The organism is Streptomyces sp. NBC_01276, from assembly GCF_041435355.1.
Classification (GTDB): Bacteria; Actinomycetota; Actinomycetes; order Streptomycetales; family Streptomycetaceae; genus Streptomyces.
Genome location: NZ_CP108442.1, coordinates 3425295 through 3440200 on the forward strand (window position 1 = coordinate 3425295; position 14906 = coordinate 3440200).

General features: G+C 74.1%; 12 protein-coding genes. 2 read left to right on the plus strand and 10 right to left on the minus strand.

Features of this window, described 5'->3' with window-relative positions; genetic code table 11:
• Window positions 1-11: 11 nt before the first annotated feature.
• Window positions 12-617 carry a PH domain-containing protein gene (locus tag OG295_RS14965; protein WP_371677339.1) on the minus strand — a complete coding sequence of 202 codons (606 nt, stop codon included), beginning with the start codon at window positions 615-617 and terminating at the stop codon, window positions 12-14.
• A 398-nt stretch (window positions 618-1015) separates the two neighbouring features.
• Window positions 1016-1678, minus strand: a complete 663-nt coding sequence (gene pdxH, locus OG295_RS14970) for a pyridoxamine 5'-phosphate oxidase (RefSeq protein WP_266840823.1) — start codon at window positions 1676-1678, stop codon at window positions 1016-1018.
• A gap of 200 nt (window positions 1679-1878) precedes the next feature.
• Here pdxH and OG295_RS14975 point away from each other — a divergent pair, with 200 nt between their 5' ends.
• Entirely contained in the window at window positions 1879-2985 is a 1107-nt protein-coding gene (locus OG295_RS14975) for a citrate synthase 2 (RefSeq protein ID WP_371677340.1), read from the plus strand.
• A 94-nt stretch (window positions 2986-3079) separates the two neighbouring features.
• On the opposite strand, the gene OG295_RS14980 is transcribed toward OG295_RS14975, so the two are convergent.
• The 7 genes from OG295_RS14980 to OG295_RS15010 all read right to left on the minus strand — a co-directional run bounded on the left by OG295_RS14980 (window position 3080) and on the right by OG295_RS15010 (window position 12181).
• Complete coding sequence (locus OG295_RS14980; RefSeq protein ID WP_371677341.1) at window positions 3080-3715, minus strand: TetR/AcrR family transcriptional regulator; 636 nt, start codon at window positions 3713-3715, stop codon at window positions 3080-3082.
• Complete coding sequence (locus tag OG295_RS14985) at window positions 3712-4452, minus strand: enoyl-CoA hydratase family protein (protein WP_371677342.1); 741 nt, start codon at window positions 4450-4452, stop codon at window positions 3712-3714. Before OG295_RS14985 ends, OG295_RS14980 begins: the two co-directional genes overlap by 4 nt.
• Window positions 4453-4874: 422 nt before the next feature.
• Complete coding sequence (locus OG295_RS14990; RefSeq protein ID WP_371677343.1) at window positions 4875-6035, minus strand: acyl-CoA dehydrogenase family protein; 1161 nt, start codon at window positions 6033-6035, stop codon at window positions 4875-4877.
• Window positions 6032-7933 (minus strand): biotin carboxylase N-terminal domain-containing protein, encoded by a 1902-nt coding sequence (locus tag OG295_RS14995; protein WP_371677344.1) that lies wholly within the window; start codon window positions 7931-7933, stop codon window positions 6032-6034. Before OG295_RS14995 ends, OG295_RS14990 begins: the two co-directional genes overlap by 4 nt.
• Before the next feature lie 8 nt (window positions 7934-7941).
• Complete coding sequence (locus tag OG295_RS15000; protein ID WP_266840813.1) at window positions 7942-9540, minus strand: carboxyl transferase domain-containing protein; 1599 nt, start codon at window positions 9538-9540, stop codon at window positions 7942-7944.
• On the minus strand, window positions 9537-11312 hold the full coding sequence (locus OG295_RS15005; RefSeq protein ID WP_371681197.1) for an acyclic terpene utilization AtuA family protein: 1776 nt from the start codon (window positions 11310-11312) through the stop codon (window positions 9537-9539). Before OG295_RS15005 ends, OG295_RS15000 begins: the two co-directional genes overlap by 4 nt.
• Window positions 11313-11380: 68 nt before the next feature.
• Complete coding sequence (locus OG295_RS15010; RefSeq protein WP_371677345.1) at window positions 11381-12181, minus strand: TIGR03084 family metal-binding protein; 801 nt, start codon at window positions 12179-12181, stop codon at window positions 11381-11383.
• 320 nt (window positions 12182-12501) lie between these two features.
• Between OG295_RS15010 and OG295_RS15015 the strand changes: the two genes are divergently transcribed.
• Window positions 12502-14136, plus strand: coding sequence for an alpha/beta fold hydrolase (locus OG295_RS15015; protein WP_371677346.1), 1635 nt, complete (start codon window positions 12502-12504; stop codon window positions 14134-14136).
• A gap of 12 nt (window positions 14137-14148) precedes the next feature.
• Here OG295_RS15015 and OG295_RS15020 read toward each other — a convergent pair whose 3' ends face one another.
• Window positions 14149-14736, minus strand: coding sequence for an isochorismatase family protein (locus OG295_RS15020; protein WP_371677347.1), 588 nt, complete (start codon window positions 14734-14736; stop codon window positions 14149-14151).
• Between the last annotated feature and the right edge of the window lie 170 nt (window positions 14737-14906).

Sequence of the window (14906 nt, forward strand, 5' to 3'; positions counted from 1 at the left end):
GACCGGGCCCGTCAGCCGCCCGTGATGACGAGGACCATCACGACGACGAAGGCCACGAAGAAGATCCCGCAGCCCCAGAACACCCCCGCCATCATCCGGCCCTCACGGACCACCTGCCGCTCCATGCGGGCCAGCGCCTGCGGATCGGAGGTCCAGTCCGCGCCGCGCAGCTCCTCCCAGGCGGCCCGCATCAGGCCGATCTCGCGCGCGACGTCGACGTGGTTGTCGTCCACGTACATGAGCTGGACGCGGCGGCCCGCGGAGTCGTAGACGTACGAGATCACGCCCGGCTGGTTCTTGTTCATGCCGGCGCTCGGATTGGGCAGGGCCCGGATCTCCTGGATCTCCTCCCAGGCCAGGCGGCGGCTCCCGGTGAAGCGGCGGACCCGGACGCCCTTGAGGTCGACGGAGGTCGCGCAGCGCTTCGAGGCCCACACCAGCCAGCCGAAGAGCACCAGGACCACCGCGATGAGCAGCAGTTTCACCCCTGCGGGCACGTCGTCCAGGTTGAGCACGGACAGGACGACGCCCGGCGTACCGATGCCGACCGCGACGTAGACGGCGGACATCTGCTGGGACCGGATCCGGTAGTCGCGCGGCAGCAGCTCGGCGCTCATGCACACCCCTCCCCCGATGGCGGAGAGCCAGTGTAGGGAGTAACCACCCCTGGAAACAGGGTGGTTGAGGGGGTCGATCGGGGTCCGATAAATAGGGTTGAGGACCTCCGGCAGGAGGCCTAGGCTCTGCCGTACACGAGAAGGGAGGTGGTTCCCGAAATGTACGGAAACCGGACGCGTGAGGTGGCTGCGGGCTAAGCGCCCGTCGTCGCACGCACCCAGTGCGGTGCCCGGCGGGATCGCCGAGCGCCAATCCCAAGCAGTCACCCGACCCGCGGGCTCGCCGGTACGTCCGGCCGGCTCCTCTCACTGCAGGAGAGGAACCCGAGCCCGCGGGTCGTCTGCGTTTTCCACGCCTTCCCCCGTCCCGGTGTCCCGTCCCGCCCGGGTGCGCCGCCTCAGGGGCAGAGGCGCTCCACGTGCCACTTCCCGCCCTCCAGGGCGTAGCGCAGGCGGTCGTGCAGCCGGTTCTCGTGGCCCTGCCAGAACTCCACCGCGTCGGGCTCCACCCGCAGCCCGCCCCACTCCGTCGGCACCGGGACCTGCTCGCCCTCCGGGTAGCGGGCCTCCAGCTCCGCGTACCGGCGGTCCAGCTCCGCCCGCGAGCCGATCACCCGGGACTGCTCGCTCGCCCAGGCGCCCAGCTGGGAGCCGTGGGGGCGGGAGCGGAAGTAGGCGGCCGTCTCGTCGCGGCCGACCCGGGAGGCGGTGCCGGTGACGACGACCTGGCGGGCGATCGGATGCCAGGGGAAGAGCAGCGAGACGTACGGGTTCGCCTCGATCTCGCGGCCCTTGCGGGAGCCGTAGTTCGTGAAGAACACGAAGCCCCGCTCGTCGAACTGCTTCAGCAGCACCGTGCGGGAGCTGGGGCGGCCCTCGGGGGTGGCCGTCGAGACGACCATCGCGTTGGGTTCGAAGACGTGCGCGTCCGCGGCCTGCTGGAACCAGCGGGCGAACTGCGCCATGGGGGTGTCGGCGAGGCTCCCCTCCTCGACGATCTCGGAGCGGTACTGCTTGCGCATGACGGCGGGGTCAAGGTCCTGATCGGTCACGCGGGCCATCCTGCCGCAGGACGGCACCCGGGGGTGTGCCGTATGTCACGCTTCCGAACCCCCGGTGGAACGGACAAAATCTTGGGGCCGGTCCGAGGGTCCCCGCACGGATGACCATCGGCCGTGCCGGGCATCAACGGGGATGACCGCGCCGGACCGCGAATCACGCCGGGAACCGCGCGTGTTCGCACTATCTGAGGAGCCGCCTGATGTCCGATTTCGTACCCGGACTCGAAGGGGTCGTCGCGTTCGAGACGGAGATCGCCGAGCCCGACAAGGAAGGCGGATCGCTCCGCTACCGGGGGGTGGACATCGAAGACCTGGTCGGCCACGTCTCCTTCGGGAACGTGTGGGGCCTGCTGGTCGACGGAGCGTTCAACCCCGGCCTGCCGGCCGCCGAACCCTTCCCCATCCCGGTGCACTCGGGCGACATCCGCGTCGACGTGCAGTCCGCCCTGGCCATGCTCGCGCCCGTCTGGGGCCTGAAACCGCTGCTGGACATCGACGAGCGGACCGCGCGCGACGACCTGGCGCGGGCCGCCGTCATGGCGCTGTCCTACGTCGCCCAGTCCGCCCGCGGCCAGGGCCTGCCGATGGTGCCGCAGCGCGAGATCGACAAGGCCGAGTCCGTCGTCGAGCGGTTCATGATCCGCTGGCGGGGCGAGCCCGACCCCAAGCACGTCAAGGCCGTCGACGCCTACTGGACCTCGGCCGCCGAGCACGGCATGAACGCCTCCACCTTCACCGCACGGGTGATCGCCTCGACCGGCGCCGACGTCGCCGCGGCGCTGTCCGGCGCCGTGGGCGCGATGTCCGGGCCGCTGCACGGCGGGGCGCCCTCGCGCGTCCTCGGCATGATCGAGGAGATCGAGCGCACCGGCGACGCCGTGGCCTACGTGAAGAAGGCCCTGGACAAGGGCGAGCGGCTGATGGGCTTCGGCCACCGCGTCTACCGCGCCGAGGACCCCCGCGCCCGCGTGCTGCGGCGCACCGCCAAGGAGCTGGACGCCCCGCGCTACGAGGTCGCCGCCGCCCTGGAGAAGGCCGCCCTGGAGGAACTGCACGCCCGCCGCCCCGACCGGGTGCTGGCGACCAACGTGGAGTTCTGGGCCGCGATCATGCTGGACTTCGCGGAGGTCCCGGCGCACATGTTCACCTCCATGTTCAGCTGCGCCCGTACCGCCGGCTGGTCGGCGCACATCCTGGAGCAGAAGCGCACCGGGCGGCTGGTGCGGCCGTCGGCCCGCTACGTCGGGCCGGGGCGCCGCAACCCCGCCGACATCGAGGGCTACTCGGACATCGCCGAGACCGCCTGATCCGGTCGCACCCGGGTCACCGGGACCGCCCGATCCGGTCGTACCGGTTCGCGGAGGGCGCCGCACCCCGGTCGGGGTGCGGCGCCCTCGTGCGTCACGTGAGCGCGTCCTCGATGATCCGGGACCACTGGGCCACCACCCGGGCCCGGCGGGCCGTGTCGTCGGTGAGGACGTTGGCCAGGCCGAGGCCCCGGGCCATGTCCAGGAGGCCCTGCACGGTCTCCCGTACGCCGGGCACCGACTCGTCCGCGCCCAGCAGCTCCACCGCGATCCGGTGCGTCTCACGGCCCACGCGGGCCTCCAGCTCGGTGACCCGGGGGCGCAGCTGCTCCTCGTTGGAGGCCGCGACCCACAGCTGGAGCGCGGCCCGGAAGAGCGCGCCCGTGTACAGGTCGACCAGGGCCTCGACGACCGCATGACGCGGGGCCGGGGCCGAGTGGAAGAGCTCGCGCAGGGCGGTGGAGCGCTCCTCGGAGACGTACTCCACGGCCGCCGTGAAGAGGACCTCGCGGGTCGGGAAGTGGTGCTGGGCCGCGCCGCGCGAGACACCGGCGCGTTCGGCGACCACACCGACCGTGGAGCCCGCCCAGCCGTGCTCCGCGAGGCAGGAGACCGCCGCCTCCAGGAGGTGGCGGCGGGTGACCCTGCTGCGGGCCTGCTTGGGTTCCTGGCGGACGGGCCGGGGGGCTTCGGGGGTGCCGGGGGTGCCGCCCTGAGGGGTGTCGGTCATCGTGCCCATGACGGGTCCCGGCGCTCGAAGCGGGCGGTGATGCCCTCGCGGGCCTCCGCGGAGGCGAAGAGGCGTGCGGAGAGGTCCGTCAGGCGTGCGCCGTCCCGCTCCAGGGTCTCCCGCAGCCCGGCGGTGACCAGGGCCTTGGTCTCGGCCAGGGCCTGCGGGGAGGCCTTGCGCAGGCCGTCCAGGACGGGGCGCAGCGCCGTGTCCACGTCGTCCGGGGTGTGGAGCGTGAGCAGGCCGATGCGGGCCGCCTCGGCGGCGTCGAAGGGCTCGGCGGTCAGGAAGTAGCGGGACGCGGCGCGGGGGTCGAGCCGGGGCAGCAGGGACATCGAGATCACGGCGGGGGCCAGGCCGAGGTGGGTCTCGGTGAAGGCGTACGAGGATTCCGGGCCGGCGGCGGCGATGTCGCAGGCGCCGAGCAGGCCGAGGCCGCCGGCGCGGACGTGGCCGGTGACGCGGGCGACGACGGGCTTGGGCAGCTCGGCGAGTTCGCGGAGCAGGGCGAGGAAGTCGGCGGGGTCGCAGGGGGACTTGAGGTCGGCGCCCGCGCAGAAGGTGGTGCCGGTGTGGGTCAGGACGACCGCGCGGGTGCCGGGGTCGGCCGCGGCGGTGGCGAGGGCCGCGCGGAGGGCGGCGACCAGGTCCGTGGAGAGGGCGTTGCGGTTGGCCGGGGAGTCGAGGGTGAGCGTGGTGATGCCGGTCGCCTCGGCGGCGTGCACGAGTGGGGCCATGTCTCCTCCGGAGGGGTCTGCGGGTGCCCTGGCCGGGCGGGGATGTGGGCGAGTCGGGGGCTGGGGCTGGGCGGGGTCGGGGCTGGGCGGGGTCGGGGGGCCGGGGGCGGGGCCGGGGCGGGTGCCGTCCGGGACTGCATGATTCATGGCGCCCTCTCCGCGTCCGAGTGTGCGGGCGGCACCGCGCGCCAACAAATCACGTTTTACGTCCCGGACAACACCCCGCCCCGTACCCGCCCCCGGCCTGCGTGACCCCGGCCTGGACACAACGACCCCGGCTCGGCCAGAACAACGCCGGCCCGGTCAATACGGCTCCGGCCCGCCCTGGTGAGAACGACTCCGGCTCGGCCAGGTTGTCCCCTGCCCGGTCATGTCGGGCCCGCCCCGGGCAGGGCCGCGGCTCGTTCGGGTTGGTGGAGCGGTCAGTAGGACTTGGGGAGGCCCAGGGTCTGGTGGGAGACGAAGTTGAGGATCATTTCCCGGCTGACCGGGGCGATGCGGGAGACGCGGGACGCGGTGATGAGGGAGGCCAGGCCGTACTCGCGGGTGAGGCCGTTGCCGCCCAGGGTGTGGACGGACTGGTCGACCGCCTTGACGCAGGCTTCGGCGGCGGCGTATTTGGCCATGTTCGCGGCCTCGCCCGCGCCCAGGTCGTCGCCCGCGTCGTAGAGGTGGGCGGCCTTCTGCATCATCAGGCGGGCCAGTTCCAGGTCGATGTGGGCGGCCGCCAGGGGGTGGGCGATGGCCTGGTGGGCGCCGATGGGCTGCTTCCAGACCTGGCGGGTGCGGGCGTAGTCCACCGCTTTGGAGAGGGCGTGGCGGCCCATCCCGATGGCGAAGGCGGCCGTCATGATCCGCTCGGGGTTGAGGCCCGCGAAGAGTTGCAGGAGGCCCGCGTCCTCGTCGCCGACCAGGGCGTCCGCCGGCAGGCGGACTTCGTCCAGGGTGAGCTCGAACTGCTTTTCCGCCGCCTGGAGTTCCATGTCGATGACCGAGCGGCCGAAGCCGGGCGCGTCGCGGGGGACGATGAAGAGGCAGGGTTTGAGGCTGCCGGTGCGGGAGTCCTCGGTGCGGCCCACGATCAGCGTGGCGTCGGCTATGTCCACGCCGGAGATGAAGACCTTGCGGCCGGTGAGGATCCACTCGTCGCCGTCGCGGCGGGCCGTGGTGGTGATGCGGTGGGAGTTGGAGCCGGCGTCGGGTTCGGTGATGCCGAAGGCCATGGTGCGGGTGCCGTCGGCGAGGCCGGGGAGCCAGGCCCGCTTCTGGGCGTCGGTGCCGAAGCGGGCGATGACCGTGCCGCAGATGGCGGGTGAGACGACCATCATGAGGAGGGGGCAGCCCGCGGCGCCGAGTTCTTCGAGGACGAGGGAGAGTTCGACGATGCCGCCGCCCCCGCCGCCGTACTCCTCGGGGATGCTGACGCCGAGGTAACCGAGCCGGGCGGCGTCCGCCCACAGCTCGTCGGGGTGGCCGCCCTCGCGGGCGATACGGGCGAGGTACTCCCGGCCGTACTTCTGGCCGAGGGCGGCCACCGCCGCGCGCAGGGCCTTGTGTTCCTTGGATTCGAGGGTGGAGCTCATCGTGGCGTTTCCTCCTGGACTACGGCGAGCAGGGCGCCGAACTCGACCTGTTGGCCGGTGGCGGCGTGGAGCGCGGTGAGCGTGCCGGAGGCCGGAGCGAGGATGCGGTGCTCCATCTTCATGGCCTCCAGCCAGAGCAGGGGCTGCCCGGCGGTGACGGCGGTGCCGGGGGCGAGGCCCTCGGCGACGCGGACGACGGTGCCGGGCATGGGCGCGAGCAGGGAGCCCGGTTCGGTGCGGTCCTGGGGATCGGGGAACCGGGGGACGGGGACGAGGGCGTGGGCGCCGAGGGCAGAGTCGACGTAGACCGTGTTCGATTTACGTTTCACGTGGAACACGCGGCGCACGCCGTCGACTTCGAGGGTGACGCGCGTGGGCGTGGTGGCCAGGACGCGGACGCCGGGGTGGTTCACGGGGTGGTACTGGACCTCGTGCTCCATGCCCTCCGAGGTGTAGCGGCGGGTGTGGGGCCGGGAGCGGAGGTTGCGCCAGCCGCCCAGGCGGGAGGCCAGGGGGGCGTCGGCCTCCGGGGCCGCGTCGGCCAGGGCTGCGGCGAGGGCGGCCAGGGTGGCGTCGGGGGCCTTCTCGGTGAGGGCGGCGAGGTGGCGGTCGTAGAAGCCGGTGTCGATCCGGCCGGAGGTGAACTCCGGGTGGCGCAGGGACCCGACGAGCAGTTCGCGGTTGGTGGTCAGGCCGTGGATGCGGGCCCCTGCCAGGGCGTGGGCGAGGATCCGGACCGCCTCGGCGCGGGTCGGCGCGTGCGCGACGACCTTGGCCAGCATCGGGTCGTAGTGGACGCCGACCGGGTCGCCCGCGGTGAAGCCGGTGTCGACACGGACCCCGGCGGGGAAGTCGAGGGTGTGCAGGACCCCGGTCTGCGGGCGCCAGTCCCGGGCCGGGTCCTCGGCGTAGAGGCGGGCCTCCACGGCGTGGCCGGAGGGCTCCGGGGGCGTCACGGGCAGGGCCGTTCCCTCGGCGACGCGCAGTTGGAGGGCGACGAGGTCGAGTCCGAAGACGGCTTCGGTGACCGGGTGTTCGACCTGGAGGCGGGTGTTCATCTCCAGGAAGTACGGGCGGCCGTCCTCGGTGACGAGGAACTCGACGGTGCCGGCTCCCCGGTAGGAGACGGCGCGGGCGGCGGCGACGGCCGCGGTGTGCAGGGCCTCGCGCAGGGCGGCGGGCAGGCCGGGGGCGGGGGCCTCCTCGATGACCTTCTGGTGGCGGCGCTGGAGGGAGCAGTCGCGGGTGCCGAGTGCCCAGACGGTCCCGTGGGCGTCGGCGAGGACCTGTACCTCGACGTGGCGGCCGCGTTCCACGTAGGGCTCGGCGAAGACCTCGCCGTCGCCGAAGGCCGACAGGGCCTCGGCGGACGCGGCGTCGAGGGATTCCTTGAGGGAGTCCAGGTCGCGTACGACGCGCATGCCGCGGCCTCCGCCGCCCGCCGCGGCCTTGAGGAGCAGGGGGAGGTCCGCGACGGTGGCGCCGGCCGGGTCGACGGGGTCGAGGAGGGGGACTCCGGCGGCGCGCATCAGCTCCTTGGCCCGGGTCTTGGAGGCCATGGCCTCGATGGCCTCCGGCGGCGGACCGATCCAGGTCAGGCCGGCCGCGCGGACCTGCCGGGCGAAGCCGGCGTTCTCGGAGAGGAAGCCGTAGCCGGGGTGGACGGCGTCGGCGCCCGCGGCGAGGGCGGCCTCGATGATCAGGTCGGCGCGCAGGTAGGTGTCGGCGGGGGCGGCGCCGGGCAGGCGGACGGCCGTGTCGGCGTCGCGGACGTGCAGGGCGTCCGCGTCGGGGTCGGAGTGGACGGCGACGGTGGCCAGGCCCAGGGTGCGGGCCGTACGGAAGATCCGGACGGCGATCTCGCCCCGGTTGGCGACGAGGAGGGAGGTGATGGTCATCTGCGGGCTCACATCCGGAAGACGCCGAAGCCGCCACGGACGCCCTCGACGGGGGCGTTGTGGACGGCCGAGAGGCACAGGCCGAGGACGGTGCGGGTGTCGCGCGGGTCGATGACCCCGTCGTCGTACAGCCGCCCGGAGAGGAAGAGGGGGAGGGACTCGGATTCGATCTGGGCCTCGACGAAGGCGCGCATCCCGGCGTCCTGTTCCTCGTCGTAGGGGAGCCCCTTGGCCGCGGCGGACTGCCGGGACACGATCGAGAGCACGCCGGCGAGCTGGGCGGGGCCCATGACGGCCGACTTGGCGCTGGGCCAGGCGAAGAGGAAGCGGGGCTCGTAGGCGCGTCCGCACATGCCGTAGTGGCCGGCGCCGTAACTGGCGCCGATGAGGACGGACAGGTGCGGGACGCGGGAGTTGGAGACCGCGTTGATCATCATCGAGCCGTGTTTGACGATGCCGCCCTGCTCGTACTCCTTGCCGACCATGTAGCCGGTGGTGTTGTGGAGGAAGAGCAGCGGGATGTCGCGCTGGTTGGCGAGCTGGATGAACTGGGCGGCCTTCTGCGACTCGGCGCTGAACAGCACCCCCTGGGCGTTGGCGAGGATGCCGACCGGGTAGCCGTGCAGGGTGGCCCAGCCGGTGACCAGACTGGTGCCGTACAGGGGCTTGAACTCGTCGAAGTCGGAGGCGTCGACGATGCGCGCGATGACCTCGCGGGGGTCGAAGGGGGTCTTCAGGTCCGGCGGGACGATGCCCAGCAACTCCTCCGGGTCGTGGAGGGGTTCGGCGGCCCGCGGCGGATCGGCGTACGGCTTGCGGTGGTTGAGGCGGGCCACGATGCGGCGTGCCTGGCGGATGGCGTCGTACTCGTCGAGGGCGTAGTGGTCGGCGAGGCCGGAGACGCGGGCGTGCATGTCGGCGCCGCCGAGGGACTCGTCGTCGCTCTCCTCGCCGGTGGCCATCTTGACCAGCGGCGGGCCGCCGAGGAACACCTTCGAACGGTCCTTGATCATGACGGTGTGGTCCGACATGCCGGGGATGTAGGCGCCGCCGGCGGTGGAGTTGCCGAAGACGACCGCGACGGTCGGGACGCCCTCCGCGGAGAGCCTGGTCAGGTCGCGGAAGACGGCCCCGCCCGGGATGAAGATCTCCTTCTGCGAGGGCAGGTCGGCGCCGCCGGACTCCACGAGGCTGATGCAGGGCAGCCGGTTGAGGCGGGCGATCTCGTTGGCGCGCAGGGCCTTCTTGAGGGTCCACGGGTTGCTGGCGCCGCCGCGCACGGTCGGGTCGTTGGCGGTGATCAGGCACTCGACGCCCTCGACGGTGCCGATGCCGGTGACCATCGAGGCGCCGACCGGGTAGTCGCTGCCCCAGCCCGCGAGCGGGGACAGCTCCAGGAAGGGGGTGTCGGGGTCGAGGAGCAGTTCGACGCGCTCGCGGGCCAGGAGCTTGCCGCGGTCGCGGTGGCGGGCGGTGTACTTCTCGCCGCCGCCGGCCAGGGCCTTGGCGTGTTCGGCGTCGAGTGCGGCGAGCCGTTCCAGGGCCTCGGTACGGGCCAGGGCGTGCTCGGGGGAGCGGGGGTCGACGGTGGTGCCGAGACGGGTCATGGGCGGGTCCCCTCCGGGGCGGGCGGCGGCAGGAGGTGCGTCGGGATGTCCAGGTGGCGGGCCCGCAGCCACTCCCCGAGGGCCTTGGCCTGGGGGTCGAAGCGGTGCCCGGAGGCGACCCCGGCGCCGAGGAGGCCGGGGACGGTGAAGTTGAGGGCGCGGAGGTTCGGCAGCTCGTGCCGGGTGACGGGGAGGGCGGCGGTCTCGGGGAGCAGGGTCTGGAGCAGCTCGGTGGTGAGGGTGTCCCGCAGCCACTCCCAGGCGGCGTCGCCGCCGACCCAGACGCCGATGTTGGCGTCGCCGCCCTTGTCGCCGCTGCGGGCTCCGGCCAGTGCCCCCAGAGGGGCGCGGGTGGTGGGGGCGGCGGGCCCTGCCGGTGGCCCTGCGGGCCCTGCCGGGGCGGTCGGCCCTGCGGCGCTCTCCCCCGCCCCGCCCCTTCCCGGAACCGGGGGCCGCGCCCCCGGGCCCCCGTCCCGGGGCTCCGCCCCGGACCCGTCGGGGGCTCCGCCCCCGGACCCCCGCGCCTCAAACGCCGGCGGGGCCGGAAGGGCCTCGCACGCCGGCGGGGCCGGAAGGGGTACCCGGGTGCCGTCGGGGAGGACCGCGGTGTGCGGTACCCGGGCGGCGGGGACCGCCCCCGAGGTGAACACCCCGTACGGCTGGGCCGGTCCCGGCGGGGCCGTGACGTGGAAGCCTGGGTAGCTGCCGAGGGCCAGTTCGACCGCCGACGAGGTCAGGGCGCGCCCGACCCGGTCGGGGGACGGGTCGCGGACCACCAGCCGCAGCAGGGCGCTGGCGGTCTCCTCGGTGGCGGCGTCCTCGTGGTCGGTCCGGGCCAGGGTCCAGTCGGCGGACTCCACCCCGGCCAGCGGGCCGGCCAGCTGCTCGGTCACCAGGGCGGCCTTGGCCTCGACGTCGAGGCCGGTCAGGACGAAGACGACCTCGTTGCGCCAGCCGCCGATGCGGGTGACGCCCACCTTGAGGGTCGGCGGCGGGGGCTCTCCGAGGACGCCGCTGATCCGGACCCGGTCCGCGCCGTCGGAGTGGAGGCGGACGGTGTCCAGGCGGGCGGTGACGTCGGGGCCGAGGTAGCGGGGGCCCTGGGTCTCGTAGAGGAGCTGGGCGGTGACGGTCCCGGGGGTGACGGCCCCGCCGTTGCCGGGGTGCTTGGTGATGACGGCCGAGCCGTCCTCGGAGACCTCCGCGAGCGGGAAGCCGGGGCGGCGCACGTCGTGGGCGGTGAAGAAGGAGTAGTTGCCGCCGGTGGCCTGGGTGCCGCACTCCAGGACGTGCCCGGCGACCACCGCCCCGGCCAGCCGGTCGTACGCGTCCGGCGCCCAGTCGAACCACCAGGCGGCGGGCCCGCTGACCAGGGCCGCGTCGGTGACCCGGCCCGTGACCACCACGTCCGCGCCCGCCCGCAGGCAGGCGGTGATCCCGGCGCCGCCGAGGTAGGCGTTGGCGGTGAGCGCGCCCTCCTCGTAGGGCATGAGGTCGTCGCCCTCGACGTGGGCCACGGCGACGGGGACGCCCGCCTTGGCCGCCAGTTCCCGTACGGCGTCGGCGAGGGCGGCCGGGTGGAGTCCGCCGGCGTTCGTGACGATCCGTACGCCCTTCTCGTGCGCGAGGCCCAGGCAGTCCTCCAGCTGCCGCAGGAAGGTCTTGGCGTAGCCGCGGCCGGGGTCCTTGAGGCGGTCGCGGCCGAGGATCAGCATGGTGAGCTCCGCCAGGTAGTCCCCGGTCAGGACGTCCAGCGGGCCGCCGGTCAGCATCTCGCGCAGGGCGCCGAGCCGGTCCCCGTAGAAGCCGGAGGCGTTGCCGATGCGCAGCGGGCGGCGGTTCACCGGTCTTCCCGCGGGGCGCGGCCGGAGCCGGCGGGGCCGGCGAAGGCCTGGGCGATGTCGAGCCAGCGGTCGGCGTCGGGGCCGGTGGCGGTGAGGGCGAGGTCGGCGCGGTGGGCGCGCTGGGTGACCAGCAGGCAGAAGTCCAGGGCGGGGCCGGTGACGCGCTGCGGGGCGTCGGCGGGTCCGTACGCCCACACCTCGCGGCCGGCCGGGGCGGTGAGTTCCACCCGGACCTCCGCTTCGGGCACGGGCAGTCCGCGCACGGCGTAGGCGTAGGCGCGGGCCCGTACGCCGATCCGGGCGACGTGCCGCAGCCGGGCACCGGGAGTGCGGCGGACCCCGAGGGCGTCGGCGACGTCCTGGCCGTGCGCCCAGGTCTCCATCAGGCGGGCGCTGGCCATGGAGGCGGCCTTCATCGGGGGCCCGTACCAGGGGAAGCGGGCGTCGGGCGAGGCGGCGGTGAGGGCCGCGTCGAGCGCGCGGCGGCCCTCGCGCCAGCGGGCGAGGAGGTCGGCGGGGGCCAGCCGGGCCCCTTCCTCGGCGCCCTCGTCGACGAAGGAGTCGGGGGCCTTCAGGGCCTCTTCGACCCTGAGCGCGAAGGCGTCGGGGTCGGTGAGGGCGAGCAGCGCGGCCTGGTCGGTCCAGTGCAGGTGGGCGATCTGGTGGGCGATGGTCCAGCCGCTCGCGGGGGTGGGAGCGGCCCAGCCGGACGCGGGCAACTCCCTCACGAGGGCGTCTAGTTCCCCGCTCTCCTCCCGTAGATCGGTGAAGACGGCGACGGCGGACGGATCGGGCACGGTGTGCTCCCCTCTCGGCGTGAGGGGAAGCCTGGCAGCCTCCGTTTAAACAATCAAGCATGCTTGCATGATTTTTGCAGCGCCCGTCCGGTTCCCGCCACCACCCCCAAACCCGTTCGGGTGAGACCGAGTTGGCGCATTGACCGCGCCACCCGCCCGCTCCCCCGGCCGCCCCCGCACCCGGCCGGGGAGGCTTTCGGCCGTCCGCCGGGAAGCCCCCGGACAGCGCCGTCCGGCGCGCCGATACTGAAGGTTCCGCCGCCCGCTCGCGCAGCCGCATCCGAACACGTCCACGCCCATCGACGAAGAGGATGAACGCCTTGAACCCGGCATCCCTACCGCTGAACCCAGCATCCCTGCCGCTCCATCCCGAACTCGACGTGACGGCCCTCGGCGCCTTCGCCGCCGCCCTGGAGAGCGGCGATCCCGCCGGGCTGCCGCCCGCCCGCGCCGCCGAGGTGGCGGCCGTCCGGGCCGTCGCCGTCTTCAGCCGGGGCAAGGTGGCCGGCGCGGGCGGGGACCTGCTCGACGCCGCGCTCTGGCGGCACACCGGACCCGGGCCGCGTCCGGTGGTGGTGGTACCCGCCTCGTGGACGGACCAGGGCTGGGTCACGTACGCCGTGCAGGCGAGCCTCTTCGCGGCGCGCGGCTACGACGTCCTCGCCTACAGCGCCCGCGGGTTCGCCGCCTCGGAGGGCCACGTGGACGCCGCCGGGCCGCTCGACGTCGCCGACGCCGGGCACGCCCTGGACCACCTGCTGGAGCGCACGGCCGGGCCGGTCACCCGGATCGGCTTCCTGGGCCACTCCTACGGCTCGGGCATCGCCCTGCTCGCCGCCGCGCACGACACCCGGGTGGACGCGGTCGCGGCGCTCGGCGCCTGGGGCGACCTCGGGGAGGTCCTCTACGAGAACTCCACCGCCCGCGCCTCCGCCGTCCAGGCCCTGTACGCCGCGGCGGCCCGCGCCCGGCTGGGCCGGCGGACCGAGCGGGTGCTGGAGAACGTCCTGGCCGGCCGGGACCCTGAGGAGAACCTGCGGTGGGCGCGGGAGCGCTCGCCCTTCACCCACCTCAAGGAGATCAACCGCCGCCGAGTACCGGTCTTCCTCTCCCTGGCGTGGCACGAGACCCTCTTCCCCGCCAACCAGACCCTGAAGCTGTTCGGCGAACTCACCGGCCCCAAGAGGCTCGACGCCTCCGTCGGCGACCACGCAGGCCGCGAGACGACCGGCCTGCTCGGCCTGCCGAACCGGATCTGGACCGATGCCCACCGGTGGTTCGACCACCACCTCCGAGAGGTCGACAACGGCATCGCCGACGAGGGACAGGTCCTCGGCGAGGTGATGTGGACCCGTGCCCTGGAACGCCACCCCACCTGGAACTCCCTCACCCGCCGCACCCGTCGCCTGCACCTCACCGGCGGCGGGGAGCTCGCCGAAGCGCCTGAGCCGGGCTGGACGGCCGGGGTGGTGTGCGGGGTGGAGACCCGGGTGCGGGTCGCCGACGAGGTCGTGCGCTCCGGATCCGCGGAACTGGCCGGCCTGCCCGCGGTCTACCGGGCCGACGCCGTCGACCGTACGGTGGCCGCCGTCTGGACGTCCCCGCCGGTCCCGGAGACCGCCCGGCTGCGCGGCACTCCCCGGCTCCGGGTGACGTACCGCGCCGCGAACCCCGGGTCGACGTTCGTGGCGTACCTGATGGACCTGGCGCCCGACGGCTCCGCGCACCTGGTCACGCACGCCCCGTTCAGCGACCTCCACTCGGCCCCGGACAGCCTGATCGGCGCGGACATCTCCCTCCAGGCCACGGCCTACGACGTCCCGCCCGGCCACCGCGTGATGCTGGTGCTGGCCGCCCGCGACCCCTTCTACGGGGACGCCAACCTCCCCCGCGCCACCCTCGCCTTCACCTCCCCCGAGCCCACCCCGTCCTTCCTGGACCTGCCCCTGTCCTGACCCCCGTACAGGTCAGGGAGCGAGGTCGGCGACGGTGGGGACGACGACGCCGAAGACATCGGCGATGGTGGTCAGGGCCGCCGCCTGGAGGGCGGCGGCGGGAAGGACCGTGCCGTCGGGCGCGGCCAGCGAGCGGGTGGCGGTCGCCTCGGCGACGACGGTGGGCCGGTAGCCCAGGTTGAAGGCGCCCTGGGCGGTGAAGGCGACGCACATGTGCGTCATGAACCCGGCCAGCACCAGGTCGGGGCCGGCGCCCAGGTCGCGCAGGACCTTCTCCAGGTCGGTGGCGTGGAAGGCGTTCGGCACCTGCTTGACCACAACCGGCTCGCCGTCCGCGGGCGCCACCTCGGCGCTGATGGAGCCGGCCTCGGACGCGAGGTCGTAGCCGGCGTCGGCGACGTGGACGACCGGCGTGCCGGCCGCACGGGCGGCGGCGAGCAGCCGGGCCCCGGCGGCCAGGGCCGCCCCGGCGCCGTCGAGGGCCATGACGCCGCCGCGGTAGGTGTTCTGGAAGTCGATCAGGACCAGGGTGCTCTCGGCCAGGCGGGGCGGCGTGCTGTCGAGGCCGATGACGTCGCGCAGGCTCACGGAGGCGGTCATGGTGGGGTGTTCCTTTCGGTGAGGAGGCACGGCGGGGCCACGGGGCCCGCGCGCCGGGGATCGGGAAGGTCGCGAAGCGGTGTGCGGAAGCGGTACGGGGCGTGCGCGCGGTACGAGGGCCGGACGCGGTACGAGGGGTGCGGACGCGGTACGAGGGGTGCGGACGCGGT

Bases quoted from the DNA above. Each gene is read 5' to 3' on its own strand.
- OG295_RS14985 (WP_371677342.1), bottom strand. From the start codon at position 4,452: ATGGCCCCACTCGTGCACGCCGCCGAGGCGACCGGCATCACCACGCTC.
- OG295_RS15020 (WP_371677347.1), bottom strand. From the start codon at position 14,736: ATGACCGCCTCCGTGAGCCTGCGCGACGTCATCGGCCTCGACAGCACG.
- OG295_RS14990 (WP_371677343.1), bottom strand. From the start codon at position 6,035: ATGAGCTCCACCCTCGAATCCAAGGAACACAAGGCCCTGCGCGCGGCG.
- OG295_RS14975 (WP_371677340.1), top strand. From the start codon at position 1,879: ATGTCCGATTTCGTACCCGGACTCGAAGGGGTCGTCGCGTTCGAGACG.
- OG295_RS14965 (WP_371677339.1), bottom strand. From the start codon at position 617: ATGAGCGCCGAGCTGCTGCCGCGCGACTACCGGATCCGGTCCCAGCAG.
- OG295_RS14995 (WP_371677344.1), bottom strand. From the start codon at position 7,933: ATGACCATCACCTCCCTCCTCGTCGCCAACCGGGGCGAGATCGCCGTC.
- OG295_RS14980 (WP_371677341.1), bottom strand. From the start codon at position 3,715: ATGACCGACACCCCTCAGGGCGGCACCCCCGGCACCCCCGAAGCCCCC.
- OG295_RS15005 (WP_371681197.1), bottom strand. From the start codon at position 11,312: ATGCTGACCGGCGGCCCGCTGGACGTCCTGACCGGGGACTACCTGGCG.
- pdxH (WP_266840823.1), bottom strand. From the start codon at position 1,678: ATGGCCCGCGTGACCGATCAGGACCTTGACCCCGCCGTCATGCGCAAG.
- OG295_RS15000 (WP_266840813.1), bottom strand. From the start codon at position 9,540: ATGACCCGTCTCGGCACCACCGTCGACCCCCGCTCCCCCGAGCACGCC.